Source organism: Streptomyces melanosporofaciens (genome assembly GCF_900105695.1).
GTDB classification, from domain to species: Bacteria; Actinomycetota; Actinomycetes; order Streptomycetales; family Streptomycetaceae; genus Streptomyces; species Streptomyces antimycoticus.
This window is the reverse complement of the sequence record NZ_FNST01000002.1, coordinates 1,296,278-1,319,737: the sequence shown is the minus strand read 5'-3', so window position 1 is coordinate 1,319,737 and position 23,460 is coordinate 1,296,278. Positions and strand designations below refer to the sequence as shown.

At 70.1% G+C, this 23,460-nt stretch carries 22 protein-coding genes, 1 other RNA gene and 1 pseudogene; 9 read left to right on the top strand and 15 right to left on the bottom strand.

Annotated features, from left to right (window positions below; all coding sequences use genetic code 11):
* Positions 1-47: 47 nt before the first annotated feature.
* Positions 48-623: a Uma2 family endonuclease gene (locus tag BLV72_RS08510; protein ID WP_093470251.1), complete on the top strand. Its 576-nt coding sequence runs from the start codon at positions 48-50 to the stop codon at positions 621-623.
* 44 nt (positions 624-667) lie between these two features.
* An RNA gene (gene rnpB, locus BLV72_RS08505) (RNase P RNA component class A) lies at positions 668-1,070 on the top strand.
* A 109-nt stretch (positions 1,071-1,179) separates the two neighbouring features.
* On the opposite strand, the gene BLV72_RS08500 is transcribed toward rnpB, so the two are convergent.
* Genes BLV72_RS08500 through BLV72_RS08485 form a run of 4 tightly spaced genes read right to left on the bottom strand, consistent with a single transcriptional unit; the run spans position 1,180 to position 3,149 of the window.
* Entirely contained in the window at positions 1,180-1,371 is a 192-nt protein-coding gene (locus BLV72_RS08500) for a DUF397 domain-containing protein (RefSeq protein WP_093461332.1), read from the bottom strand.
* 12 nt (positions 1,372-1,383) lie between these two features.
* Entirely contained in the window at positions 1,384-2,238 is an 855-nt protein-coding gene (locus BLV72_RS08495) for a helix-turn-helix domain-containing protein (protein WP_093461330.1), read from the bottom strand.
* 7 nt (positions 2,239-2,245) lie between these two features.
* Complete coding sequence (locus tag BLV72_RS08490; RefSeq protein WP_093461329.1) at positions 2,246-2,770, bottom strand: DUF6879 family protein; 525 nt, start codon at positions 2,768-2,770, stop codon at positions 2,246-2,248.
* A complete protein-coding gene (locus BLV72_RS08485) occupies positions 2,742-3,149 on the bottom strand; it encodes a hypothetical protein (RefSeq protein ID WP_093461328.1) in 408 nt (135 codons plus the stop codon). Before BLV72_RS08485 ends, BLV72_RS08490 begins: the two co-directional genes overlap by 29 nt.
* A 176-nt stretch (positions 3,150-3,325) precedes the next feature.
* Between BLV72_RS08485 and BLV72_RS08480 the strand changes: the two genes are divergently transcribed.
* The 3 genes from BLV72_RS08480 to BLV72_RS08470 all read left to right on the top strand — a co-directional run bounded on the left by BLV72_RS08480 (position 3,326) and on the right by BLV72_RS08470 (position 5,202).
* Positions 3,326-3,868, top strand: coding sequence for an ATP-binding protein (locus tag BLV72_RS08480; protein ID WP_093461326.1), 543 nt, complete (start codon positions 3,326-3,328; stop codon positions 3,866-3,868).
* A gap of 177 nt (positions 3,869-4,045) precedes the next feature.
* A complete protein-coding gene (locus BLV72_RS08475; protein WP_143059766.1) occupies positions 4,046-4,231 on the top strand; it encodes a hypothetical protein in 186 nt (61 codons plus the stop codon).
* Positions 4,232-4,317: 86 nt separating this feature from the next.
* Positions 4,318-5,202 (top strand): aKG-HExxH-type peptide beta-hydroxylase, encoded by an 885-nt coding sequence (locus BLV72_RS08470; protein WP_093461323.1) that lies wholly within the window; start codon positions 4,318-4,320, stop codon positions 5,200-5,202.
* Here the strand turns inward: BLV72_RS08470 and BLV72_RS08465 are convergent.
* A complete protein-coding gene (locus tag BLV72_RS08465) occupies positions 5,190-5,873 on the bottom strand; it encodes a pentapeptide repeat-containing protein (RefSeq protein WP_093461322.1) in 684 nt (227 codons plus the stop codon). The two genes, BLV72_RS08470 and BLV72_RS08465, sit on opposite strands and share 13 nt — an antisense overlap.
* Positions 5,874-6,224: 351 nt before the next feature.
* Positions 6,225-8,738, bottom strand: coding sequence for an ATP-binding SpoIIE family protein phosphatase (locus BLV72_RS08460; protein ID WP_093461320.1), 2,514 nt, complete (start codon positions 8,736-8,738; stop codon positions 6,225-6,227).
* A 215-nt stretch (positions 8,739-8,953) separates the two neighbouring features.
* Between BLV72_RS08460 and BLV72_RS51950 the strand changes: the two genes are divergently transcribed.
* Positions 8,954-9,031 carry a 50S ribosomal protein bL37 gene (locus tag BLV72_RS51950; protein WP_370443954.1) on the top strand — a complete coding sequence of 26 codons (78 nt, stop codon included), beginning with the start codon at positions 8,954-8,956 and terminating at the stop codon, positions 9,029-9,031.
* A gap of 127 nt (positions 9,032-9,158) precedes the next feature.
* Here the strand turns inward: BLV72_RS51950 and BLV72_RS08455 are convergent, their stop codons facing one another.
* The 3 genes from BLV72_RS08455 to BLV72_RS08445 all read right to left on the bottom strand — a co-directional run bounded on the left by BLV72_RS08455 (position 9,159) and on the right by BLV72_RS08445 (position 12,578).
* Positions 9,159-10,421: a serine hydrolase domain-containing protein gene (locus BLV72_RS08455; protein WP_280143007.1), complete on the bottom strand. Its 1,263-nt coding sequence runs from the start codon at positions 10,419-10,421 to the stop codon at positions 9,159-9,161.
* A gap of 117 nt (positions 10,422-10,538) precedes the next feature.
* Positions 10,539-11,609, bottom strand: a complete 1,071-nt coding sequence (locus tag BLV72_RS08450; RefSeq protein ID WP_093461319.1) for a tartrate dehydrogenase — start codon at positions 11,607-11,609, stop codon at positions 10,539-10,541.
* Between the two features lie 93 nt (positions 11,610-11,702).
* On the bottom strand, positions 11,703-12,578 hold the full coding sequence (locus tag BLV72_RS08445) for a LysR family transcriptional regulator (protein WP_093461317.1): 876 nt from the start codon (positions 12,576-12,578) through the stop codon (positions 11,703-11,705).
* A 165-nt stretch (positions 12,579-12,743) separates the two neighbouring features.
* Between BLV72_RS08445 and BLV72_RS08440 the strand changes: the two genes are divergently transcribed.
* On the top strand, positions 12,744-13,646 hold the full coding sequence (locus BLV72_RS08440; RefSeq protein WP_093470249.1) for an alpha/beta fold hydrolase: 903 nt from the start codon (positions 12,744-12,746) through the stop codon (positions 13,644-13,646).
* 82 nt (positions 13,647-13,728) lie between these two features.
* Here the strand turns inward: BLV72_RS08440 and BLV72_RS08435 are convergent, their stop codons facing one another.
* Complete coding sequence (locus BLV72_RS08435; RefSeq protein WP_093461316.1) at positions 13,729-15,120, bottom strand: MFS transporter; 1,392 nt, start codon at positions 15,118-15,120, stop codon at positions 13,729-13,731.
* A gap of 133 nt (positions 15,121-15,253) precedes the next feature.
* Between BLV72_RS08435 and BLV72_RS08430 the strand changes: the two genes are divergently transcribed.
* Both BLV72_RS08430 and BLV72_RS08425 read left to right on the top strand, forming a co-directional pair.
* The gene (locus BLV72_RS08430; RefSeq protein ID WP_093461314.1) at positions 15,254-16,480 is read left to right on the top strand and encodes a CaiB/BaiF CoA transferase family protein; all 1,227 of its coding nucleotides are present in this window, start codon (positions 15,254-15,256) and stop codon (positions 16,478-16,480) included.
* A complete protein-coding gene (locus tag BLV72_RS08425; protein WP_093461313.1) occupies positions 16,477-17,442 on the top strand; it encodes a citryl-CoA lyase in 966 nt (321 codons plus the stop codon). The genes BLV72_RS08430 and BLV72_RS08425 overlap by 4 nt, the downstream gene beginning before the upstream one ends.
* A gap of 3 nt (positions 17,443-17,445) precedes the next feature.
* Here BLV72_RS08425 and BLV72_RS08420 read toward each other — a convergent pair whose 3' ends face one another.
* The 5 genes and pseudogenes from BLV72_RS08420 to BLV72_RS08400 form a co-directional block, all read right to left on the bottom strand.
* Positions 17,446-18,216 carry an IclR family transcriptional regulator gene (locus BLV72_RS08420; RefSeq protein WP_093461311.1) on the bottom strand — a complete coding sequence of 257 codons (771 nt, stop codon included), beginning with the start codon at positions 18,214-18,216 and terminating at the stop codon, positions 17,446-17,448.
* 83 nt (positions 18,217-18,299) lie between these two features.
* Positions 18,300-18,731, bottom strand: a complete 432-nt coding sequence (locus BLV72_RS08415; protein WP_093461309.1) for a DUF2267 domain-containing protein — start codon at positions 18,729-18,731, stop codon at positions 18,300-18,302.
* Between the two features lie 23 nt (positions 18,732-18,754).
* Positions 18,755-20,635: an FAD-dependent oxidoreductase gene (locus BLV72_RS08410; RefSeq protein WP_093470248.1), complete on the bottom strand. Its 1,881-nt coding sequence runs from the start codon at positions 20,633-20,635 to the stop codon at positions 18,755-18,757.
* 55 nt (positions 20,636-20,690) lie between these two features.
* Positions 20,691-20,825: pseudogene (locus BLV72_RS08405) on the bottom strand (Hsp70 family protein); the annotation flags it as partial.
* Positions 20,826-20,993: 168 nt separating this feature from the next.
* Positions 20,994-23,447, bottom strand: a complete 2,454-nt coding sequence (locus tag BLV72_RS08400) for a SpoIIE family protein phosphatase (RefSeq protein ID WP_093461308.1) — start codon at positions 23,445-23,447, stop codon at positions 20,994-20,996.
* Positions 23,448-23,460 lie beyond the last annotated feature (13 nt).

Here is a 23,460-nt window from a genome sequence, read left to right as displayed (position 1 = left end):
GGTACCTATGGTGGCGGAGAGACAGGGGAGAGGGTGGCATGAGCGCCATGGCACACGAACCACTCACGCAGGATCTCGACCACGTCCTGCTGGAGGGTTTCTTGGCCCTGGAGACGCCGGAAGGCTTCCGGGCCGAGCTGATCGAGGGGGAAATCCTCGTGACACCGCCGCCGGACGGCTACCACGAGCATCACATCAATGTGGTCGTGAAGCAGGTGATCAGGATGTCCGCCACGGACATGGACTTCTCCGGCAGCAGGGGTCTCACCGTTCCGCGCGGCGGCCTGTGCGTGCGGAACCATGTGATTCCAGACGCCACCTTCGCCCCCACCGAGCTGCAGCTTCTCCGCAGTGCCGAGTCCTGGATGCCGTGCGAGGGCATGGCGATGGTCGCCGAGGTCACCTCGACCAAGCCGGACCGGGACCGTACGGCGAAGCGCCATGGCTACGCACGCGGGGGGATCCCCCTCTATCTGCTCGTCGACCGGGAGAAGAGCGATGTGACGCTCTTCAGCGACCCGGAGGCCGCCGACTACCGGCAGCACGTCACGGTCCCCTTCGGCAAGCGGATCGACCTGCCCGAGCCGTTCTCCTTCGGGCTGGAGACGAACGACTTCGTCTGAACCGTCCGGGCTGCCCCTCCAGGTATCATGGTCATCACGGCGGACGAGCCGGCCGGGCGGTCGCGTCGGGGTCCTTCGGATCCCGCCGAGGAACGTCCGGGCTCCACACGGCAAGGTGGTGGGTAACGCCCACCCGGGGTGACCCGCGGGACAGTGCCACAGAAAACAGACCGCCGAGGGCTTCGGCCCCCGGTAAGGGTGAAACGGTGGTGTAAGAGACCACCAGCGTCCGAGGTGACTCGGATGGCTCGGTAAACCCCACCTGGAGCAAGGTCAAGAGGAGCCGCCACCCGGCGGCTCTGCGCGGACGATCGAGGGCTGCCCGCCCGAGTCCGCGGGTAGACCGCACGAGACCGGCGGCAACGCCGGTCCTAGATGGATGGCCGCCTCCCCATGGGCCGCAAGACCCACGGGAGACAGAACCCGGCGTACAGGCCGACTCGTCCGCCAACCACCCACCTGACCTGGGCATACGCCCCGGCCGGGCGTGTCGGCTACCGGGGCACTGACGACTCTCCGCTTTCTGGGTGCCCAGGCCGGATCCTCCGCCACTCGGTTAGTGTAAGACCGCTCCCGCCTTGACGAAGTCCACAAAGGACGACCAAATGGCTGGTCGTAGCGTCAGGCAGCCACCGTCCCGGTGGTTGGAGTCTCGGACCAGCACCACGCCGGGGGTGTTGTCGGCTACTTCGACGCAGGTATCTGACTTTGTGTAGGAACTGGTTCGCCACTGTGGCTTCGTTGCCATGGTCGTCTACTCCTAGTCGGTGGGCATCCGGTCGTAGTGCTGAATCGCAGTGAGGATCATGTCTCGGACAGTGGTTCCGTAGACCGCTGACTGCCGCAGAAGGGCGAATGCCTTGGCGTACAACTCGATCTCTCGGGGTTGGGAGACGGAGAACTCCGCTGAGTAGGTCTCGACCAGAACGAGCTTGTCATCGAACATCGAGAACGAGTTGCCGGGCCATATGGAGGAAGGTGCGGACCTCGGGAGGATGCCCAGGCTGAGGCGGGGGAGTCGCATCACTGCCAAGAGGCGATCGAGCTGTCCCTTCATCACCTCTGGGCCTCCGAAGTTGGTATACAGCGCCTGTTCGCCGAGCAGCACATTGAAGATGCGGTCGCCCTGGTAGAGGTACTGCTGACGTTCAAGCCGCTTGGCCGTGGCAGCTTCGGCGTCGTCGGGGATCTCGTAGTAGTCGACCACCTGGTTGAAGATCTCCGCCGCGTACTCCGCCGTCTGAAGGGTCCCCCACACGACCGTGGGGTGCCAGATACGGAAGACCTTGGTCTTGGCGTAGACCTGAAGCCCCTGCTTCTGTCGCTTTTCCGCGCCGGTTTGCAGTACTCGGCGCCACTCCAGCCATAGCTCGTCGACGTGGCGGACGGTTGCGATGAGATCGCCAACGTGGTCGCCCTGGCCCGTCGTCTCGCACCACAAACGGATGTCTTCTTCGGTGGGGCGCTGCTTGCCATTCTCGATGCGGGAGACCTTCGACTCCTGCCACGTGGTGGCACGCGCGAACGCCCGGCCGCTCGCGAATCCAGCATCCTTGCGGAAACCGCGCAACCGGGCACCTAGCGCTTGCAACGCCTCTTCTACTTGCTTGCTCACGGGTGGGTCAGGACTTGTACTCGGAGTGTGGGGTGGCCACGGACCAGAGGAGTTCGCGTAGTCGGACGCACTCCGCCACGATGTCGGGGTCGTCTATGACCTCAGACCCCAGTACGCGGCCCTCGGAATCGAAGTGACCGGCAGCCAGAAGCCGGTCGTCGTACAGCCACCAGTCGTTCCCCCGCATGGGGAAGGTGATGCCTTCGGGCACCTGGTGCCGAGGCAACCAGCGGATATCCTCGCCGGCCTCGATGTTGAGATGGGTCAACGAGTGCTCCCAGCCCACATATTGCGAGTGGGGCTCACTGACGACGCGGACCCGTCGGACGGTCTTCCCTTCCCCCGTGATGCGCTTCATGAGGGTCATCCAGGGGGTGAGCCACGCGTAGTCATCCGGCTCGCCCCTCTGCCATCGGGCGTACGGCGTGTCCTCGATGGGAGATCCGTAGTCGTCCCTCAGCTCCAGGTGAAAAGCGTCGCGTTCAAAGGTGTCGAACAGCTTGTCACGCTGGGCCGGGGTGATCAGGTCCACTGTTTTCCTCCAGTAGGGCCGTGATCGAGGACTTGGGGACCTCGATGCATGTCTCATAGTCGGGCATGCGCATCTGGCTCAGGGCTTCGGGGTCGTGCATTTCCGGGCCCTGCAGGATGCATGTGCCCTGTTCGGTGATGAGCATGATCGGGGTGGTGAAGCTCTTGATCTTGCCGGTCGCGTGCCCGTCCTTCGTCAGGTGTTCGAACAACTCGTGTGGCACCTCGATGACCGTCTGTCCTTGCGGCACATCGAGCCGCATGAGCAAGTCGTTGGCGTACACCTTCCAACCTTGGACGACGTAGCTGTCCCGGTCGCTGGCATACAGGGTGGGGCTGTCTCCGGGGGTCGAGTTCTTACCGAGAAACCGTAACTTCATCGCCGCTCTCCCGTCCGCTGCCTTGCGCAGATTTGCGCGACATGACGATGGTCGTGAGCCCATTCGGACACGTCAATCAGCTTGCTGCAAACTCACGCAATCTTCTTGGGGCTTGGCCTTACCCCGCTCTACGTTCGTCTTCACGTGAGACCGCGAGGAGTGACGAGGAGTCATACATGGAGATCCCTCAGGTGAGGCGAACGGCGTCTGGCTGCGGTGCGCAAGACGGGCGCGCCGCCGTCGTCCGCTTCTCGGAGACCGCCGCCCGCACTCCCCGGCGCGACGCGCTGATAGACCTGGGGGAGCCCCGTGTGCTGCGCATCAGCACTGATGCGCAGCCGAGCGGGTTCGGTGCCGTTCGCCGTGACGTCTCCCAGCAGATGGAGCGGTGGGGCTTGACGTCGATGACCTATGGGGTGTGCCTCGTGGTCACAGAACTGCTGTCCAACGTGCATAGGCATGCCGGCGGCGGGGAGGGTGAGCTCCTCTTACGCCACTCTCGCGGCGAACTGTGGGTCGTGGTCGGCGACACGTCTCGCGAGATGCCGACGATCCAGGACCCTGACATCACAAAGACATCAGGTCGCGGCTTGGTGGTTGTCGCGGAGTACACGGATCAATGGGTGGCAGTCCCGACAGCAGCCGGAAAAGTTGTCATCTGTAGATTCACCGTCCCAGCCGGGCTGGGGGTCCAGCGGGATAACCTGGAGACCTGTTAATCGGGACAGGAAATCCATGACCGTTTGGGTCCGGCCTGTGTGTGCTGCTGAATGTGCGTGGGCGGAAGCCCGGGCCTGTTGCCGGCTACCCCGGCCCGGTGGACGAGTAATGCAAAGGCTCCGGATGTCGTACTGACATTCCGGCGGTATTCAGGAAAGACAAGAGAAGGAGGCATGATGAGCACAGCCATGACCCCGCCGCCGAGCGTCGCGGGTATGCCGATCGACGTACTTTCTGGCATCGTGACGGCGATCCAGGGTGACCCGCCGAGCTTTTCGGACGGCATCCGGCAGCGAGTCGAGCAGTCTCAGCAGGGAACCCACGTTCAGATGATGGGCGGCTGGACGGAAAACGACGCGTAGTCCTACCCCAGCCACCCCTGACGCCCTGAGTGTGCCCGGAGCTGAAGCCTCAGTTCCGGGCGCATGCCCATCAGAAAGGAAAGACCGTGCACTTCCTCAACTTGGGACATCTCTGTGAAACCGTGGCCCGGCTCGCTCATGCCCGTACCGGGCAGTGCCCCAAGGGTGCCCCCGCCCTCGGCCCCGCCTACCGCCGCGCCGTCTCGGGTCTCAGGCCCTTAGCCGCCGAGGGGGAGGGGATTTCCCTCTCCTACGAGGACGGTCCGTGGGCGAGGCACTGTGAAGCGGAAGGAATCTTCGAGCATATCTTCGCTCCCGCCTCCCACAGCGACGAGGCGACGCGGGAACACTGGGACGCGATGGTTCGCCAGGCCGTTTGGCATATCCGGGAACTCAGTCCGGACCTGGGACGGATGGTCGACCTGCTCGTGACGGACGTGGTGATCGTCAATTCTGGCTCAGACGGCGGAGGGAGTACCAACACCTTGCCGGGGCTGGTGGTCATGAGCCCCGGCGACTGGGGCGTTCCCGAATACGCCGAATGCCTCGTGCATGAGGGTCTGCATACGGGCCTCTTCGTGATGGATATGGTCTACGGCATGTTCACGCTGCCGCCCGCCGAGCTGGAAAAGGACCAGTATCGAGCACTGTCCGCCGTGAAGATCGGGAAGAAGCGTCCCCTGCACGCCGCATTCCATGCGGCCGCGGTCGCGATCCCCCTGATGTACCTGCAACATCTCCGGGGAGTCGACACCCTGATCACGAGATACACGGACTCGCTCCGGGGGGCGTGCGAGGACATCAAGCGGCAGCGTGAGCACTTCACGCCCTATGGGCGGCTGCTGCTTGACGAGATGAGTGCATGGGCTGAAGATGAGCCGCTGAACTTCGAGCATGTCGCTCGAAGTATCTCCAGCCCTGAATTCGCGGGATACGGACCAGTCGCCGCTCGAGTCGGCTACTCGAACTGAATGCCCGCCTCTCGTGCCAGGCTCAGGGCCAATTCCAGCGACCCTGGGCCCGACACAGTGGCGCCCTTGAGGCTTGCTGCTCCACCAACGTCGATGAGAGTGCAGTTCTTGAACAGCACGGAACCGAGCTGGCAGTTCGCCCACTGGGTCCCGGTCAAGTCGCAGCCTTCGAACAATACGTTGCGCAACTGTGACGACTGGAAGTCTGCCCCTTGCATCCGGCAGTCAGAGAAAGTGACGCTGTAGAGCTTGGTATGCCGGTACATCGCGGGTGTGCTGACGCACCCCTCGAAACGCACGTCACGGAAGATTCCATGGCTCCATGACGAGCCCGTCATCCGGCTCCCGTCAACTGTACAGCGGATGAGCGACACGTCGTGAGCGGCTACTTGCGCAAAGTCGCAGGTGTTGAAGGCGCAGTCGGTGAATTGGCTCCTGCGAAGGCTCGTTCCGGTGAAGCGCATGCTCTCGAAGGCACAGCCCTCGGCTTCGGCTGCCTCTACTTCAAGGCCAACGAAGTGCGTACTGTCAAACTTGACTCCCTTGACGATCGCATCGTCATCGAGGTCGTCGGTTGGCATTTCGGCGAGCCGTAATGTCGGTGAGATGTGGGGAGCTGTGGGGCTTTTGATACGGGGGACGTTGCCGCCTCGTTGAGTGGTCTGAGCCATGCGTATTTGATCCATTCGCTGAGATGGATATGCGGAGCAGCTGAGGATCAAGTCTAGGGCGAAATTCCTCTTCGTTGATGGGAAGTTGCACTCCTCGAAAGAATGACCGGCGATGTTACGTTGCTCGGTACGGCTGAGTGGGCCCGGCCTGCAGGGGTGGTCTGTCGCCGGAAGGGGGCTGCATCGAGTGGCCGCCAGGCGGTCCACGGCCTGCTCCCCGCGCCTGCGGGGATGGTCCTGATCGCGACCGGCGACTCCTTGGAGTCCAAAACTGCTCCCCGCGCGCGGGAATGGTCGCACCGGTGCTCGGTGGGGGCGGGCGTCAGTGCCCGGCTGGGCTGCTCGGCCGGGTCAGGGCGTCGGGGAGAGGGTTTGTTCGGCCCAGATGGTTTTGCCCTCGGGGTGGTGGCGGGTGCCCCAGCGGGGGGTTAGTTGGGCTACGAGGAGCAGGCCGCGGCCGCCTTCGTCGAAGAGGCGGGCGCGGCGTAGGTGGGGGGTGGTGGTGCTGCCGTCGGAGACTTCGCAGATCAGGCTGTGGGACTGTCTGATGAGGCGTAGTTGGATGGGGGCGGTGGCGTGGCGGATGGCGTTGGTGACGAGTTCGCTCACCACGAGTTCGGTGGTGAAGACGGCGTCGTCCACGCCCCAGGTGGTGAGCTGTTGGGAGGCGTGCTCGCGGGCTTCGGCGACGATGGCGGGGTCGCGGGTCAGGTCCCATTGGGCGACGTGGTTTTCGTCCAGGGCGCGGGTGCGGGCGATGACCAGGGCGATGTCGTCCGCTTGGGCGCGGTCCCCGGGTGCGGGGAGCATGGCTTCGAGGATGGAGTCGCACAGGGCTTCTGGTGGGGGTGTGGCGGCGGGAGTTGGCGCCGCGGTGGGGTGTTCCAGGGTGTGGCGCAGTGTTTCCAGTCCTTCGTCGACGTCGCGGTCCCGCGCTCCGAGCAGACCGTCGGTGAAGAGCACCAGCGAAGTGCCCTCGGGTATCTCCAGCTCCGTCGCCTCGAAGGGCAGGCTTCCCAGGCCCAGTGGGGGGCCGGTCGGCAGGTCGATGGACTGGACGGTGCCGTCGGGGGAGACGAGGGCGGGGGCCGGGTGGCCGGCCGTGGCGAGGGTGAGGTGTCGGGAGACGGGGTCGTAGATGGCGTAGAGGCAGGTGGCGCCCAGGTCGGCGGCGATCTCGCCGGAGTCCGCGTCGCCTTCGGGGGTGGCGTGGGTGACGATGTCATCGAGGTGGGTGAGGAGTTCGTCCGGGGGCATGTCGATGTCGGCCAGCGTGCGTACCGCGGTGCGCAGCCGCCCCATGGCGGCGGAGGCGTTGATGCCGTGTCCGACCACATCGCCCACGACCAGCCCGACCCGCGCACAAGGCAGCGGGATCACGTCGAACCAGTCGCCTCCCACCCCCGCACCGCCCTCGGACGGCAGATAGCGGCTGGCGACATCGACCGCGTGCTGTGCCTCCGGGCGGTAGGTCAGCAGACTTCGCTGCAGGGCCAGGGCGATGCCGCGTTCGCGGGCGTAACGACGGGCGTTGTCCATGCAGATGGCGGCCCTGGCGACCAGGTTCTCCGTGACGAACAGGTCGTCCTCGGTGAAGGGCTCCCGGGACGCCGTGTGGCGGACGAGGAGAACCACTCCCAGGTCCTTGCCGCGCGCCCTGAGGGGAGCGGCGATCAGCGAGTGCAGGCCGTGCCGCCGCGCCTGCTCGGCTTGGACCGGGTCGGCGGCGAGCCAGACGGCGATCTCCGGGTCGGTCGCCTGATGCACGACTGCCTGCGACGTCAACAGACACCGGGCCGGCGGTGAGGGCTCGGTGTGGAAGTGGGTTTCCCCCGGAGCCGGACCCGGGCCGTCCCGCGGACTCTCTCCCGGGCTCTCCCCCGGACCGCTCACGGTCTCGGTCAGGTCGACCGGCCCCGATACATGTGCTGCCCGGCGCAGCGTCACTCCGCCCGGAGCGAGCGGCGGGGGCTGATCGCCGCGGAAGACGCTGTCCAGCAGTTCGACGGTGATCGAGTCGGCGAAGCGGGGCACGGCGACCTCGGCCAGTTCATGAGCGGTGCCCGTCACGTCCAGGCTTGTGCCGATGCGGGTCCTGGCCTCGTCGAGCAGCGCCAGCCGTTCCCGGGAGCCGTACTGCTGTGAGTAGTCGAAGACCGCCACGGCCACCGCCTGCACATACCCCGTGTCGTCCTTGAGGGGAAAGAGATCCATGACCCAGGCGTGCGCCCGGGCCTCGCCGGGGACCTTGACGTAGCACTCCAGGGAGTCGCATTCCCCGGTGGCCACCACCTGGTCGATTCGCCCTTCGAGCCCGGGGCCTTCCAGGATCTCGGACGGGCGCAGCCCGCGTACGTCGTCCTCCTGGTGCTCGATCTTTCGCTCTATCTCGTCGTTCGCTCGCAGCAGTTCGCGGTCGCGGCCGTAAATCACCAGTCCGACGGGTGACTGGGTGAAGAGCCACCGCATGAGGCGGTCGTCACCGTGGGTGGCCTGGGACGCGTCCGGTGTGAACAACAGCAGGGCCCCGGCCCCTGAATCGCCTTCGATCAGCGGGGCGGTCAGCACCTCCGCGGTCAGCCGGTGGCCGTCGCGATGGCGGACGACGGCGGTGTGCTTTGTCTGCTCCTGCGGCCTGCCCTGCTCCACCTGCTTCGCTGCCGGGAAGCCCGAGGGAGGGACGAACAGATCGGCCGCGAGGCTGCCGATGATCTCCGCGGGGGCATACCCCAGCAGCCGTCGAGCTCCCGTGCTCCACGCCGTCACGCGGCCGCCGGGGTCCGTGAGGACGATGGCGGCTGACGTGTCGAGAGGCTCGCCGATCATGTCGGGGGCCGGCTGGCCGAGCGCACCCGGTCTGTCCATGGGGTCCTACCTTGCCCTCCTCTCAACGGAGCAGGCCCTTCCACAGTGGCCCCGCCCACCTCGGGATGGCAAGGCGGGGCGGTGACGTGAGGTGCTTCACGGAAGCGGGTGACGTAGCGAGGGGCGGGGCTGGGTACGCGCCCGCGTGATCACCGCTTGAGATACCGATCTGCTCGGTACATATAGGGCGAAAGCATCGTTGGAGAGGAGGCGACATGTCGTCGAAGCGACGTCGCAAGAAGAAGGCCCGTCGTAAGAACGGAGCCAACCACGGCAGCCGGCCCCAGTCCTGATCACCCTGATCTGAGGCGCTCTGCCGAGTGACACCGACGGGGCTCCCCGAGCCGTGGCGCCACCGCGCCCGGGCACGGGGAGCCCCGTCGTCCGTGGGGCGGGGGCATGCCGGTACCGCGTGCCGAGCTACCGGCCCCCGCACAGCGCCGCCCGGACGGCGGCCTTCATGTCGTCGTCCTGTGCGTCCGAGCCGCCCGGGTCGAGGTTCACCATGACCGTCGCCTGCCTGCCCTCGACCGTGGCGCCGCCCATCGTCTCGTATCCGAGCGCATCGCCGGTGTGCCCCCAGGAGAGGCCCCCGCAGGGCAGGGGCCTGCTCTCCAGGCCGAGGCCGTACGCCCGGCCGTCCGGGTTGCCGGTCTGGCGGGTGTTCATCATCTGCCGTAGCTGGGCCGGGCCCAGCAGCCTGCCGCCCACGAGGGCGTCCAGGAACCGGTTGAGGTCGGTGCCGCTGGAGATCATGCTGCCGCTCGGGCCCGCGACCGTGGGGTTGATCTCGGTGACGTCCATGAGCGGCGCGTCCTCGCCCGGCCGCGCATACCCGCGCGGGTGCGGGCCGGGGATCGACGGGGCGTCGCCCGGTACGTACGTCTCGCGCAGGCCGAGCGGCGCGATGATGCGCCGGTGGATCTCCTCGCCGTACGGGTGGCCGGTCACCTTCTCGATGAGCATCCCGGCGAGCAGATAGCCCGTGTTGGAGTAACGCCAGCCGGTGCCGGGCTTGAAGGTCGGGGGATGGGCGAGCGCGATGTTCACGAGGTCGCGGATGTCGTGGTGGGCGAGCGGATCCTCGAGGATCTCCTGCGGGGTGAGATGGGCGAGGTAGTCGGGCACGCCGCTGGTGTGCTGGAGCAACTGGCGGACGGTGATCCGCCGCCCGTCGTTCCCGTGGCCGCGGACGACACCGGGCAGATAGCGCTCCACCGGCGCGTCGAGGACGACGCGACGCTCGCCCACCAGTTGGAGCACGACCGTCGCCGCGAACGGCTTGGTCACGCTGCCGATCCGGAACCTGCTGTCACGGCGCACCGGCGCATGGCTCTTCACGTCCGCGACGCCGCTGGTCAGCACGGAGCCGCCGCCGTGGCGGTTCCGCACCTCCACGAGCGCTCCGGGCGCGCCGTCGACCGTGGTCAGCCGCCGCAGGAGTGCGCGCAGCCGGGTGTGGTCGGCGGCGTTGGTGGACGTGGCGGTGGTGGACCCCATCATGGTGGATTCGGCCGCGGTGGGCTCCGCCGCGGTGGATTCGGACACCCCGGATTCGGCCGCGGTGGCCGTGGCGGCGGTGTTCCGCCATGGCGTATCGGCCGGTGCCACCGCCGCGACCCCCATCGCCACCGCCAGCGTGAGGAACCCACCCCGTACCCGCCTGCGCTTGATCACGTTCATCCGATGTCCCCCTCCGAGCCCCCACGCGACCGAATGGCCACGCTAGAGGCCGCCGGGCCCGGGAGCGATCCGGCCAGCCACCCGGATCGCCCTGGGGACAACCCCACTCCAGGCGGGTCAGACCAGGTCGAGCAGGGCGTCGGTGAATTCCTCGGTGGTGGCCGTGCCGCCCAGGTCCGGGGTGCGGACGGCGGTCTTCGCCAGGACGGTCGCGATGGCGTCGGTGATGCGGGTGGCCGCCTCGGGGTGGCCGAGGTGGTCGAGCATCATGGCGGCGGACCAGATCGCGCCGAGCGGATTGGCGATACCACGGCCGGCGATGTCGGGGGCGGAGCCGTGGACGGGTTCGAACATGGACGGGAAGTCGCGTTCGGGGTTGAGGTTGGCCGCGGGGGCGATGCCGATGCTGCCGGCCACCGCGGCGGCCAGGTCGCTGAGGATGTCGCCGAAGAGGTTGGAGGCCACGACGACGTCGAAGCGCCGCGGGTCGAGGACGAACTTGGCGGCGAGGGCGTCGATGTGCTCCTGGCCCCAGGCCACCTCCGGGTACGCGGCGGCGCGTTCGGCCACCAGCTCGTCCCAGAACGGCATGGTGTGGATGATGCCGTTGGACTTGGTGGCCGAGGTGAGGTGGCCGCCGCGCCGCTCGGCGAGCGAGAAGGCGTAGTCCAGCACGCGGGTCACGCCCTTACGGGTGAACACCGCCTCCTGGACGGCCATTTCCTCCGGAAGCCCCCGTCCGAGGCGGCCGCCGATCTCGCCGTACTCGCCCTCGACGTTCTCCCGGACGACGACGAGGTCCACATCGCCGGGCCCCGCCTCGCGCAGCGGGCTGGGCACGCCCTCGAAGACGCGGATGGGGCGCAGATTGACGTACTGCTGGAAGCCCCGGCGGATGGGGATCAGCAGACCCCACAGCGAGACATGATCGGGGACGCCGGGGTAGCCGACCGCGCCGAGCAGGATCGCGTCATGGCCGCGCAGTCGCTCCAGACCGTCGTCGGGCATCATCGCGCCCTGGTTGACATAGCGCTCGCAGGACCAGTCGAACGTCTCGTAGCTGAAGCCGAGGCCGTGCCGGGCGGCCACGGCGTCCAGGACGCGGCGGGCGGCCGGGATGACCTCGTTGCCGATGCCGTCGCCGGGGATCAGGGCGATGCGGTGGGTGGTCGTGCGGCGGTTCGTCATGGAGGGGATTGCAGCAGGGGAGCGCCCACCGCGTCCAAGACGCAGATCCCATGTGCCTTATAGGCGAGCCTTATGAACGCGCCGTGGCCGTTCCTACTGCCCCGTGGCGGTGCTGACGAACGCCTCCGCCGCCGGCGTCAGCGGGGCCCGCCGGCTGACCAGGGCGATATGCAGGCCGGTGCTCGGCTCGAGGTCCAGGACCAGCGCCCCCGCCCGCTCGGCGAGGCCGCGCCAGGCGTCCGCGACCACGGCCAGGCCGACGCCCCGCAGGACCAGCGGCAGGATCGCCACCCGGTGCTCGGTCTCGACCACGACGGTCAGCGCGACGCCCTCGGCCCGGAGGTCGTCGACGAAACGGCGCATCCCGGTGCCCTTCTGGCCCACGATCAGCCGATGTCCGGCCAATTGCTCATGGCGTACGGGCACTCCGGGGCGGAACGGCCCGTCCGGGGGTGTCAGCAGGACGAAGCGCTGTTCGAGCAGGGGGTACGTGCGCACATCGCCCTGCGGCTCGGCCTCGGGGGAGGCCAGCAGCCCCAGCTCGCACACGCCGGTGCGCACCATCTCCGTCACATCGCGCGGGGTGAACGCGGCCTGTACCCGCACGGACACCGAGGGATGGGCCCGGGTGAAGCGGTCGATCAGCCCCGTCAGCGGCTCGACGGCCTGTGAGGGCGGCGCCGCGATGTCCACCCTGCCCCCGCGCAGCCCGTGCACCGACTCCACACTGGCCCGCGCGAGCTGCAGGCTGCGCACCGCTTCCCGCGCCGGGGCGATCAGTGCCGTGCCCGCGTCGGTGAGGACCGCCCGGCGGCCGATGCGGTGGAAGAGGTCGCTGCCCAGGTCGCGCTCCAGGGCGCGGATGGCCTGGGAGAGGGAGGGCTGGGACAGATACAGCGCGGAGGCCGCCCGGTTGAATCCGCCGTGGTCCACCACGGCCAGGAAGTACTCCAGCTGCCGCACATCCACCGCGCCGCCTCCCCGCGCCTCGCCGCCCTCATGGGTCCGCCCGCCACCCTCACAGGCTCGCCGCCTTCACAGACTCGCCACCCTCACACGTCCATAGGTGGCGCCTATAAGGATTGTCGTCAACGGGTCTTGGACGCGCACCGCGGCGGCTGCTGGGATCGGACCATGAGCGATCAGCTGCTGGGCGACTTCGACCGCCGCACCCTTGACGTCGAGGGCGTGGGAATCAACGTACGCACGGCCGGGGACGGGCCGCCCGTCCTGCTCCTGCACGGCTATCCGCAGACCCAGATGATCTGGCACCACATCGCCCCGGCGCTCGCGGCCACCCACCGCGTGGTCCTCACCGATCTGCGCGGCTACGGCGACAGCCACAAGCCCGTGTCCGACGCCGAGCACACCACCTATTCCAAGCGGGCCATGGCGCGCGACCAGCTGCTGGTGATGCGGGAGCTGGGCTTCGACCGCTTCGCGGTCGTCGGCCACGACCGGGGCGGCCGGGTCGGGCACCGGCTGGCCCTCGACCATCCGGCGGCGGTCTCCGCGCTCGCGGTGCTCGACATCGTGCCCACGCGGTACGTCTTCCAGCACGCCGACAAGGACTTCGGGCTCGGGTACTACCACTGGTTCTTCCTGGCGGCGCGGAACGGCATTCCGGAGCACCTCATCGGCCAGGACCCCGCGTTCTGGATCCGTACCCGGATGGGGGCCCGCCACGGTGGCGGAACCCCGTTCGACGAGGCGGCCCAGGCCGAGTACATCCGCTGCTTCTCGGACCCCGCGGCCATCCACGCGAGCTGCGAGGACTACCGCGCCGCCGCCTCCATCGACCTGGTCCACGACGACGCGGACGCCGCCGCGGGCCGCCGGGTCACCGCACCGCTGCTGGCCCTGTGGGGCGCGCACGGCTTCGTCGGCCACCACTACGACGTACCGGAGGTCTGGCGCGGTTACGCGGACGATGTGCGCGGGCAGGCGCTGCCGTGCGACCACTACCTGCCCGAGGAGGCACCGGACGAGACGCTGCGCCACCTGCGGACGTTCCTCGGGGACTACGGCGACGGCTGACCGGCGGCGCGTGCCTCGGCAGCGCCTGACCCAACGCCTGACCCGACAGCGGCAGCGCCTGAACCGGCGGCGCCCCACGGCGTCACGGTGCCGTCCGGACGTCCTGCTTCCGCGCGGCCGTCTCCTCGGACGGTTCGGCGGCCCCGCGCGTCTCCCGTGCCAGCGCCACCGTGACCACGGTGAGCGCGCTCATCAGGGCGATGAAGACGACTACGCCCGTGACGCTGTGGTCGAACCAGAGCAGCAGGGCGGACGCGAGCATGGGGGCGAGACCGCCGGTGAGCACGGTGCCGATGTTGTTGGCGATGCCGACCGCGCTGAACCGGACCGTGGTGTCGAAGAGTTCGGCGAAGAAGGCGGGCTGGGAGCCGAGGACGGCGGACTGACCGATGCCCAGGGTGATGAAGAGCGCAAGCCAGATGCCCCAGGTGTGACCGCTGTCGATCACCGTGAAGAACGGCCAGGCGGCGGCCAGCAGCACCAGGGCTCCGCCGATCGAGACCGGGCGGCGGCCGATGCGGTCGGAGAGCGCGCCGAAGGCCGGCACCGTCACCAGCTTCACGGCCGCGACCAGCGAGATGCCGCTGAGGAGTGCGCTGGTCGACAGCCCGCGATCCTCGGCATAGGTGACCGAGAAGGTGCCGAAGACGTAGTAGCCCGCGTTCTCGGCGGCGCCCGCGCCGATCACGATGAGCATCTCCTTGGGGTAGCGGCGCCAGGCGGCCACGCATCGGCTCTCGGCGATCCGCTGCCGCAGCGGGCGCGGCGCCGTCGCGGCGGCGGGACGCGCCTGCCGCACCTGCTGGACCTGCTGGAACTCGGCGGTCTCCGGCAGCGAGCGGCGCACCCAGAGGCCGAAGAAGGTCAGCCCCGCGCTGAGCAGGAAGGGAATCCGCCAGCCCCAGTCGAGGAAGGCGTCCTCGGACAGCAGCCCGGTGGTGAGCGCGAAGGCGCCGGTGGACAGCAGGGTGCCGGTGCCGGTGCCGATCGCGGGCAGTGAGGTGAGCAGACCGCGCCACTTGGGCGGTGCGTTCTCGAAGAGGATGATCAGCGCTCCGGTCTTCTCGCCGCCCGCGGCGAAGCCCTGGACGAAGCGGAGCAGGGTCAGGAGCACCGGCGCGGCGACACCGATCTGCGCATGGGTCGGCAGCAGTCCGATGGCCGTGGTGGCGAGCCCCATCATCAGCAGGGTGGCCACCAGGACGCCCTTACGGCCCTGGGTGTCGCCCCGCTCCCCGAAGTAGGCGCCGCCCAGGGGCCGGGCGAGGAAGCCGATGGCGAACGTGCCGTAGGCGAGGACCGTGCCGACCAGTGGATCGCTGTCCGGGAAGTAGACCTTGTTGAAGACCAGGGCGGCCGCGGTTCCGTAGAGGGCGAAGTCGTACCACTCCACCGTGGTGCCGAAGACGGCGGCGAGGGCGACTTTGGGCTGGAAGACCGGCCTTCTGGTGGCGGAACTGCCGGTATGCGTCATGGGGGACTCCCTTGTCACCGTGATCGAGTACCACTGTGTGGTTCGCTTGTGCCGCTTGGTGGTTCGGTGATGTTATGGAGGCACCCACCCCGTGGCAAGGGGTCACACCCTGATTCGCACTGGAGGTCAGCCGTTGAGCACGCCCGCCCCCACCGCCCCACCGCCCCTGCTCGACGGCGTCCGGGTCCTGGATCTGACCAATGTCCTCGCCGGGCCCTTCGCCGGATATCAGCTCGCCCTGCACGGCGCCGACGTCCTCAAGGTCGAGATGCCGGGGGCCGGGGACCTGGCGCGCCAACTGGGCGCCGACCGGCAGCTCGGCGAGGATCTGCTGGGCGCGTCGTTCCTCGCCCAGAACGCCGGCAAGCGTTCGCTGACCCTGAACCTCAAGGAGGAGAAGGGGCGCGAGGCCCTGCTGCGCGCGGTGCGGGAGTCCGACGTCCTCCTCGAGAACTTCCGCCCCGGGGTGATGGACCGCCTGGGTGTCGGCCGGGAAGTCCTCATGCGGGAGAACCCGCGGCTGGTCTACTGCGCCGTCTCCGGCTTCGGCCAGACCGGACCGCTGCGCGCCCGGCCCGCCTACGACCAGATCGTGCAGGGCCTCTCCGGCATGATGAGCGTGACCGGCACCCCCGAGGTCAGCCCGCTGCGCGCCGGCTTCCCGGTCGCCGACACCCTGGGCGGCATGGCCGCCGCCTTCGCCGTGGCGGCGGCGCTGGTGCGCCGGGAGCGCACCGGGAGCGGCGCGTATCTGGACGTCTCCATGCTGGAGGCCGCGCTCACCGCGATGGGCTGGGTGACCTCCAACTATCTGATCACAGGCCGCCCGCCGCGGCCCATGGGCAACGAGAACTTCACCGCCGCACCGTCGGGGACGTTCCGCACCGCGGACGGATACCTCAACATCGCGGCCAACCGCCAGCAGCAGTTCGCCACCCTGTGCCGGCTCATCGGCCGGGCGGAGCTGCTGGCGGACGAGCGGTTCGCGCATCCCGCGGACCGCAAGGCCCACCGCGAGGAGCTGCGGGCCGAGATCGAGAAGGGGCTGGCCGAGCGGACCGCCGGGGAGTGGGAGGAGATCCTCGCCGACGCCGGGGTGCCGGCCGCGCGGGTGCTGTCCGTACCCGACGCGCTGGGCCTGGAGCAGCTCGCGGAACGGGACTTCGTCCGCACGCTGCCCTTCCCGGACGGGCGCGAGCGCGAGCTGCGCGTCCTGGGCAGCCCGTTCCGGGTCGACGGCGAACCGGCCGCCGCCACCGCCCCGCCACCGCTGCTGGGGCAGCACACCGAACAGGTCCTGGCCGAACTCGGCTACAGCGCCCAGGAGATCGACGCGATGAAGGAGCGTGGTGCGATATGACCCGCCGGTCGGGAGATGACGAGGCCGCGACGGCTCCGCAGGACGTCACGCCTCCGCAGGACGTCACGCCTCCGCGGGACGTCATGGATCCGCGCGAGGTCACCGACTGGTGGTCCACCGCCGTCAGCCGCGTCCGGCCGGGCGAGATCCTGCTGCGCGGCTACCCGGTCGAGCAGTTGATCGGCCAGATGTCCTTCGCCGAGACCATCTGGCTGATGCTGCGCGGCGAGGTGCCCACCAGGACCCAGGGCCGGTTGCTGGAGGCCGCACTCGTCGCCGCCGTCGACCACGGGCCCCAGGCCCCGTCGATCGCCGCCGCCCGGATGGCCGCCACCTGCGGCCTGGGCCTGAACAACGCGGTGGCCACCGGGGTGAACCTCCTGGGGGACGTCCACGGCGGGGCCGGTCAGCAGTGCATGCGGGTGCTGACCGAACTGGAGCAAGCCGTGGCCGAGGGGGCGGACGTCGACGACGCCGCGAAGAACCTGGTGGCGGAATACCGTGCCACGGGTTCCCATGTCCCCGGATTCGGCCACCGGTTCCATCCGTACGACCCGCGCCGCGGCCCCCTGCTCGACCTGGTGGGCGCGGCGGTGGCGGACGGCGAGGCGCCGGGCTGGGCGCTGCGCGCCGGGACGGCCCTGGAGCGGGCGCTGGCGGAGGGCCGCAGCCGTCCCGTGCCGATGAACATCGACGGCGCCACCGCCATCGTCTACAGCGAACTCGGCTTTCCGCCCGAGCTCGGACGCGGGCTGTTCGTGCTCTCCCGCAGCGTGGGCATCCTCTCCCACGCCTGGGAGGAGAAGTCCGGTGGGGCCAGGATCAAGGGCCCCATTCCCCGGCGGCTGTTGCCCTCCTACGAGGGCCCGGCCCCCCGGGACCTCATCCGGCCGGAGAGGGAGAAGTGTGAGGAGAGCGAGGGAAGCGCGGGGCGCGCGGACAGCGCGGAGGGCGGCGCGTGAGCGTCAGCCGCTCTCGCCGAGGAACCGCAGCTCCGACAGCCGCCTCGCGGCCTCGGTCAGCGCCGGGCGGAACGACTCGACGCGCTCCTCGGTGAAGCGGCTGGTGGGGCCGCCGAGGCCCACCGCGGCGACGACCTGACCGGCCGCGTCGGTGACGGGGGCGGCCACGGCGGACACCCCGTCCTCGCGCTCGCCGTGGCTGACCGCCCAGCCCCGCTGCGCGGCCAGGCGCGCCCGTTCGGCCAGGACGGACGTGAAGCCGGGGTCGCGCCCGGCCGCCGAGGCCACCCGGCTCAGGGTCCGGGCCGAGCCGCCGATGAGCAGGACATGCCCGGAGGCACCGGCCCACAGCGGCATCTCCTCGCCGATGCGCACCACATGGCGGAGCTGCTGGGTGCCCTCGTGCTGGGCCACGCACACCCGGGAGGCCCCCTGGCGGATGTAGATCCGCGAGGACTCGCCGCCGGACCGTACGGACAGGACGCGCAGGCACTCCACCGCCTCCGGGGGCAGCCGCCAGGCGTCCTGTGCGAGTGCCGCCCAGCGCAGCAGGCCCGCACCGGGGGTGAGCCGGCCGTCCCCCCGGCTCCACAGCAGCCCGCGCTGCTCAAGGGTGGCCACCAGACGGACCACGGTGGACTTGGCCAGTCCGGTGGCGTCGGTCAACTCCCGTACGCTGCGGGAGCGGTGGGACTCGTCGAACAGGGCGAGCAGATCCAGCGCGCGCAGTACACTCCGTACTCCCTCGCCGCCCTCTCCGGCTGCCGTCCCCATCGCCCGCCCTCCTCGCCGCACCACACGCAAAACCATCTAACGGTGCGACAGTACCACCAGGTAGTACCACCAGGTGGTTCACGCTAGGCCGGGATGACGGTGACCAGATCGGCGGGCATCCGGCCCCGCAGATCGTCCCACTCGCCCTCGCTGATATGGCGCTGCAGGGTCTCCAGGACGGTGTGCACGAGCTGTTCGATATCGCCCTGGATCGAGTACGGAAAGTCGTGCCGGATCCGCTGGTAGAACTCCTCGCTGTGCATCTTCACGGGCGTCTCCGCCGGCCGCCACCCCTCGTAGTAGATGCCGCGCACCAGCATCGGGAGCTGTGCGCCGAACTGGACCGCCTCGTCCACCGTCAGCCGGTCCCGGAGCTGGTGCAGGACCGCGCGCAGGGCGGCGTAGGACTGTTTGCGGCGCTCCTTGGGCCAGCCGTACGCGTCCTCGATCTCCTTGAGGAGCCGGTTGGTCTTGTCGACCGTCGTGTCGAAGGAGGCAAAGCCTGTGGCAACCATGGTGTTCGTCCTCCGGTCGGGGGTCAGGTGGAGCGGCTGCGCGGATGTCGCGGCTGCGCAGGGGAAGCGGACACATGCGGATCACCGCCCGGCGCGGCGGACCGGCCGAACGGGGCTGAAGGGCCTGGAGGGGTTGGAGGGGGTGGAGGGGCGCCGCTCGGGTGGGCAGGGGCGGCGGTGCGGGCGAGACGGTCATGGACGTGGTGGATGGCCATCGCCCCCTCGCCGGCCGCCGAGGCCACCCGCTTGACCGAGCCGCTGCGCACATCACCGGCGGCGAAGACCCCCGGCAGCGTGGTCTCCAGGCTCAGACAGCCGCGGCCGGGGCCCTCCCGGACGACGTGGCCCGCCCGGGCCTCGGCCTCGGCGCCGGTGAGCACGAAACCCCGGTCGTCCAGGGCCAGGACACCGGTGAGCCAGTCGGTGCACGGCTTGGCCCCGATGAAGACGAACAGGGCGCAGGCGTCCAGGGTGCGGCGCTCGCCGGTGCGGCAGTGCTCCACCACGATCGTCCGCAGCGCGTCCTCGCCGCGCACCTCGCGCAGCTCGCTGTCCAGCAGCACGCTCACCCGCGGATGGCGCTCGATCTGGTCGACCAGATAGCGGGACATCCGGGCGCCCAGATACGAGCCCCTGATCAGCAGATGCACCCGGGGCACCCATGCGGCGAGGAAGAGCACCGCCTGGCCCGCGGAGTTGCCGCCGCCGACCACGGCGACGGGGGCCGCGCCGCACTGCCGCGCCTCGTAGACGGTGGCCGCGTAGTAGACGCTCGTGCGCTCCAGCCGCTCCATCCCGGGGACGTCGAGTCGGCGGTAATGGGCGCCGGTGGCCAGCACGACGGTACGGCACAGCGTTTCGCTGCCGTCGGCGAAGGTGACGCGGTAGTGGCCGTGGCCCGGTTCGAGGGAGGTCGCCTCGGCCGGGATCCGTACCTGCGTCCCGAACTTGCGCGCCTGGAGCATGCCCCGCTCGGCCAGTTCCGAGCCGGGGATCCCGGCCGGGAAGCCGAAGTAGTTCTCGATCAGGGACGTGGTGCCCGCCTGGCCGCCGGGGGCCACCGTGTCCACGACCGTGGTGGTCAGCCCGTCGGAGGAGCCGTAGACGGCGGCGGCGATCCCGGCCGGGCCGGAGCCGACGACCAGCAGATCGCAGTGGCTGTGGGGGGCCATCGGCGGGGAGAGGCCGATGAGCTGGGCCAGTTCGGCGTTGCCGGGGTTGCGCAGCACCTGGTGCTCACGCCAGATGACGATGGGGGTGTCCTCCGGGCTGACCGCGACGCGGCGCAGCAGCGCCTCGGCCTCCTGGTCCGCCTCCAGATCGATCCAGCGGTGCGGCAGCCGGTTGCGGGCCGCGAACTCGCGCAGCCGCCGGGTGTCGGGCGAGTAGCGCGAGCCGAGGATGCGGAAGCCGACGCCGCCCCCGACCAGCTGGGCGCGGCGGCCCAGATAGGCGCGGAGGACGAGGTTGCCGAGGCAGGGGTCACGGGCCATCAGCGCCCGCAGCCGGTCCACCGGGAGGGCCAGCACCTCCCCGGCCTCCCGGGCGTGGGCGGTGTAGAAGGCCACCTGCCCCTGGAGCAGGCCCAGTTCGCCGAGGAAGCGCCCCGGGCCGTGCACCCTCAGCAGCCGCTCGTCCGGGGTGCCGTGGTGCTCGGTGATCGCGACCGAGCCGCTGAGGACGACGAAGAAGTCCGGGGGCGGGACGCCGTCGCGGATGAGCACCTGACCGGGCACCACGGACCGGCGGGTGCCGTGCCCGGAGAGGTAGGCGGTCTGCTCGTCCGTCAGCCGCGGATACGCGCCGTAGATATCCGGGGTCTCGTCCGGTACGGCTTGCTCCTGCACGTCGTCCGGTACGGCTTCCTCCGGTGCGGCGCCCCGGGGCCGGTTCTCGTCCGTCATCACATCAGGCCATGGCCTCGTGGGCGTAGCGCCACCGCCATGTCTCGCCCGGTTCGGTGTCGGTGAAGGCCGCCACCGACGGTGTGGTGCGGCTTCCCTCGGAGTTCGGAACGACCGAGGACTCACCGCCCTCCCACACGGCGATCACCGAGTTGGTGGTGCCCAGGTCGATGGCGACTGCCTTGGCCATGGCAACTCCTTCCGGGGCGGCCACGGGCCGCACTCAGCGCCCGGTCGGCCGCGGGATCGGTGAGCAGACCTCTAGAACAAAGAGTGACAAATCAGACCGCGGCTGGTCCAGCGCCCGGAGGTCGAATATCGGCGCCCCGAGTGCACCCACGGGACAGGGCATCGGTGGTCAGTCCGGGGCGAGGTCCTGCTCGACCCAGATCGTCTTGCCGTCCGCGCCCTGCCGGGTGCCCCAGCGCGTCGCCATCTGGGCGACCAGCATCAGACCGCGGCCGCCCTCGTCGAAGACCCGGGCCCGCCGCAGATGGGGTGCGGTGCTGTTGGCGTCGGAGACCTCGCAGATGAGGCCGCGGTCGCGGATCAGCCGCAGCCGGATGGGCGGACGGCCGTAGCGGATCGCGTTGGTGACCAGTTCGCTGACGATCAGCTCGGTGGTGAAGAGCGTCTCCTCGAGACCCCAGGCGATCAGTTGCCCGGTGGTGTTCCGGCGGGCCTCGGCGACGGCGGCCGCGTCCGGGGGGATGTCCCAGGTGGTGACCCGGTCGGCGGGCAGAGCCCGGGTTCGGGCGAGGACCAGGGCCACGTCATCCTCGGGACGGGCCGGGAGCAGGGCCCGCAGGACGTTGTCGCAGAGCGCCTCCAGGGACGGGGCGGGCCGGCTCAGGACCTCGCGCAGCGTCTCCAGCCCCTCGCCGATCTCGCGCTCGCGGCCGTCGATCAGGCCGTTGGTGTACAGGGCCAGCAGACTGCCCTCGGGCAGGTCCGTCTCCATGACCTCGAAGGGCAGCCCGCCCAGCCCCAGCGGCGGACCGGTGGGCAGATCGAGCGGCTCTGCGGTGCCCTCCGGGCCGGCCACCAGCGGTGCGGGATGGCCCGCCGCGGCGATGGCGCAGTGGCGGGAGACCGGGTCGTAGACCGCGTACACACAGGTGGCGCCGAACGGCCCGAAGCTCTCGGGGTGCTGGTCCGAGGACAGCCGGGTGACCAGGTCGTCGAGATGGGTCAGCAGCTCGCCGGGCGGCAGATCGATATCGGCCAGGATGCGCACGGCCGAGCGCAGCCGCCCCATCGTGGCGGCCGCCTCGACGCCACGGCCCACCACATCGCCGACCACCACGGCGGCGCGGGCGCCGGACAGCGGAATCGCGTCGAACCAGTCGCCGCCCACCCCGGCCCAGGCACCCGCGGGCAGATAGCGCGAGGCGATCTCCAGCGCCGTCAGCTCGGGCAACTCCTGCGGCAGCAGGCTGCGCTGCAGGGTCTCGGCCGTCATGCGTTCCCGCAGATAGCGGCGGGCGTTGTCGACACAGACGGCCGCCCGTGCGGTGAGCTCCTCGGCCAGCATCGTGTCGTCCTCGGTGAAGGGCGCCGATGTGCGGTGGCGGGCGAAGAGGGCCGTACCGAGGGTGACCCCGCGGGCGCGCATCGGCGCCACGATCACCGAATGCGCTCCGTGCTCGCGGATCCGGGCGGCCCGGCCGGGGTCCTTGGCCTCCCAGTGCGCCTGCAGGGGCTCGGTCACCTGGTGCCGCGCGGCCCGGCCCTCGATCAGGCACGCCGCCGTGGGGGAGTGCTGGGGATGCGTGGCCAGCTCGCCCACGCCGACCAGCGCCTCCGGGGCGCCCTCGACGACGGACCGGTGGGCCGCGCGCCGCAGGGTGATGGGCCCGCGCAGCGGTCCCGCCGGGGGCTCGTCGCCCCGGTGGAGGAAGGTGAGCAGATCGACACTGGCGAAGTCGGCGAACCGGGGGACCGCCGCCTCGACCAGCTCCAGGGCGATCCGGTCCAGGTCCAGGGTGCTGCCCAGCCGGGCCCCCGCCTCGCTGAGCAGCAGCAGCCGCTGCCGGGCCTCCTGCTCGGCGGTGGTGTCGCGGGCCGCGAAGCACACGCCGCACCGCCCGCCGGTCCGGCCCGCCAGCGGGGCCAGGGAGACCGACCAGGCGTGCTCATGGCTCCCGCCCGACCCCTGCAGATGCGTCTCCAGTTCGAACCGTTCGCCGCTCTCCAGCACCTCCCGCATGGCCCGCTCGACCCGCTCGCTCTCCCCGCGGCCCACCAGCTCCGTCAGCCGCAGCCCGCGCATCTGGTCCTCGCTGCGGGCGGTGGCGGCCTGCATATCGGCGTTGGCCCGCGCCAGCCGCAGGTCGGTGTCGAAAAGCGCCAGGACGCACGGGCACTGGGCGAACGCGCGGTCCGCCGGCGCGCCCGGCTCCTGGGAGGACGACTCCCGGGGCAGCGGTTCCTGGGGGAGCGGCTCCCGGGGCGCGGCGCAGACCAGCAGCCAGCCCGCGGTTCCGTCGCCCACCGGGCCGCGCTGGGCCAGCAGCTCGACCTCCACCCGGTGGCCGTCCCGGTGGCACAGCGCGACCCGTCCGCTCCACCGGGGCTCCTCCGCCGGGCACGGCCCGGCGCCGCCCGCCTTGTCCCCGGCGGTCTTCTCGGCGCGCAGCTCGCCCGCCGCCCGCCCTACGACGTCCTCGGCGCGATAACCCAGCAGCCGCCGCGCGCCCTCGCTCCACCCGGTCACCACGCCGTGGTCGTCGACGGTGGCCGTGGCCAGGTCGGGGGCCCCGGGCGGGGGGTTCGGCCGGACGCGGCGGGCGGCGGGGTCGGGGGGCGTCATCGAACATCGTCCC

Bases quoted from the DNA above. Each gene is read 5' to 3' on its own strand.
- BLV72_RS08510 (WP_093470251.1), top strand. From the start codon at position 48: ATGGCACACGAACCACTCACGCAGGATCTCGACCACGTCCTGCTGGAG.
- BLV72_RS08500 (WP_093461332.1), bottom strand. From the start codon at position 1,371: ATGGCAACGAAGCCACAGTGGCGAACCAGTTCCTACACAAAGTCAGAT.
- BLV72_RS08485 (WP_093461328.1), bottom strand. From the start codon at position 3,149: ATGAAGTTACGGTTTCTCGGTAAGAACTCGACCCCCGGAGACAGCCCC.
- BLV72_RS08480 (WP_093461326.1), top strand. From the start codon at position 3,326: ATGGAGATCCCTCAGGTGAGGCGAACGGCGTCTGGCTGCGGTGCGCAA.
- BLV72_RS08475 (WP_143059766.1), top strand. From the start codon at position 4,046: ATGAGCACAGCCATGACCCCGCCGCCGAGCGTCGCGGGTATGCCGATC.
- BLV72_RS08465 (WP_093461322.1), bottom strand. From the start codon at position 5,873: ATGGCTCAGACCACTCAACGAGGCGGCAACGTCCCCCGTATCAAAAGC.
- BLV72_RS08460 (WP_093461320.1), bottom strand. From the start codon at position 8,738: ATGGACAGACCGGGTGCGCTCGGCCAGCCGGCCCCCGACATGATCGGC.
- BLV72_RS51950 (WP_370443954.1), top strand. From the start codon at position 8,954: ATGTCGTCGAAGCGACGTCGCAAGAAGAAGGCCCGTCGTAAGAACGGA.
- BLV72_RS08455 (WP_280143007.1), bottom strand. From the start codon at position 10,421: ATGAACGTGATCAAGCGCAGGCGGGTACGGGGTGGGTTCCTCACGCTG.
- BLV72_RS08450 (WP_093461319.1), bottom strand. From the start codon at position 11,609: ATGACGAACCGCCGCACGACCACCCACCGCATCGCCCTGATCCCCGGC.
- BLV72_RS08440 (WP_093470249.1), top strand. From the start codon at position 12,744: ATGAGCGATCAGCTGCTGGGCGACTTCGACCGCCGCACCCTTGACGTC.
- BLV72_RS08435 (WP_093461316.1), bottom strand. From the start codon at position 15,120: ATGACGCATACCGGCAGTTCCGCCACCAGAAGGCCGGTCTTCCAGCCC.
- BLV72_RS08425 (WP_093461313.1), top strand. From the start codon at position 16,477: ATGACCCGCCGGTCGGGAGATGACGAGGCCGCGACGGCTCCGCAGGAC.
- BLV72_RS08420 (WP_093461311.1), bottom strand. From the start codon at position 18,216: ATGGGGACGGCAGCCGGAGAGGGCGGCGAGGGAGTACGGAGTGTACTG.
- BLV72_RS08415 (WP_093461309.1), bottom strand. From the start codon at position 18,731: ATGGTTGCCACAGGCTTTGCCTCCTTCGACACGACGGTCGACAAGACC.
- BLV72_RS08410 (WP_093470248.1), bottom strand. From the start codon at position 20,635: ATGACGGACGAGAACCGGCCCCGGGGCGCCGCACCGGAGGAAGCCGTA.
- BLV72_RS08400 (WP_093461308.1), bottom strand. From the start codon at position 23,447: ATGACGCCCCCCGACCCCGCCGCCCGCCGCGTCCGGCCGAACCCCCCG.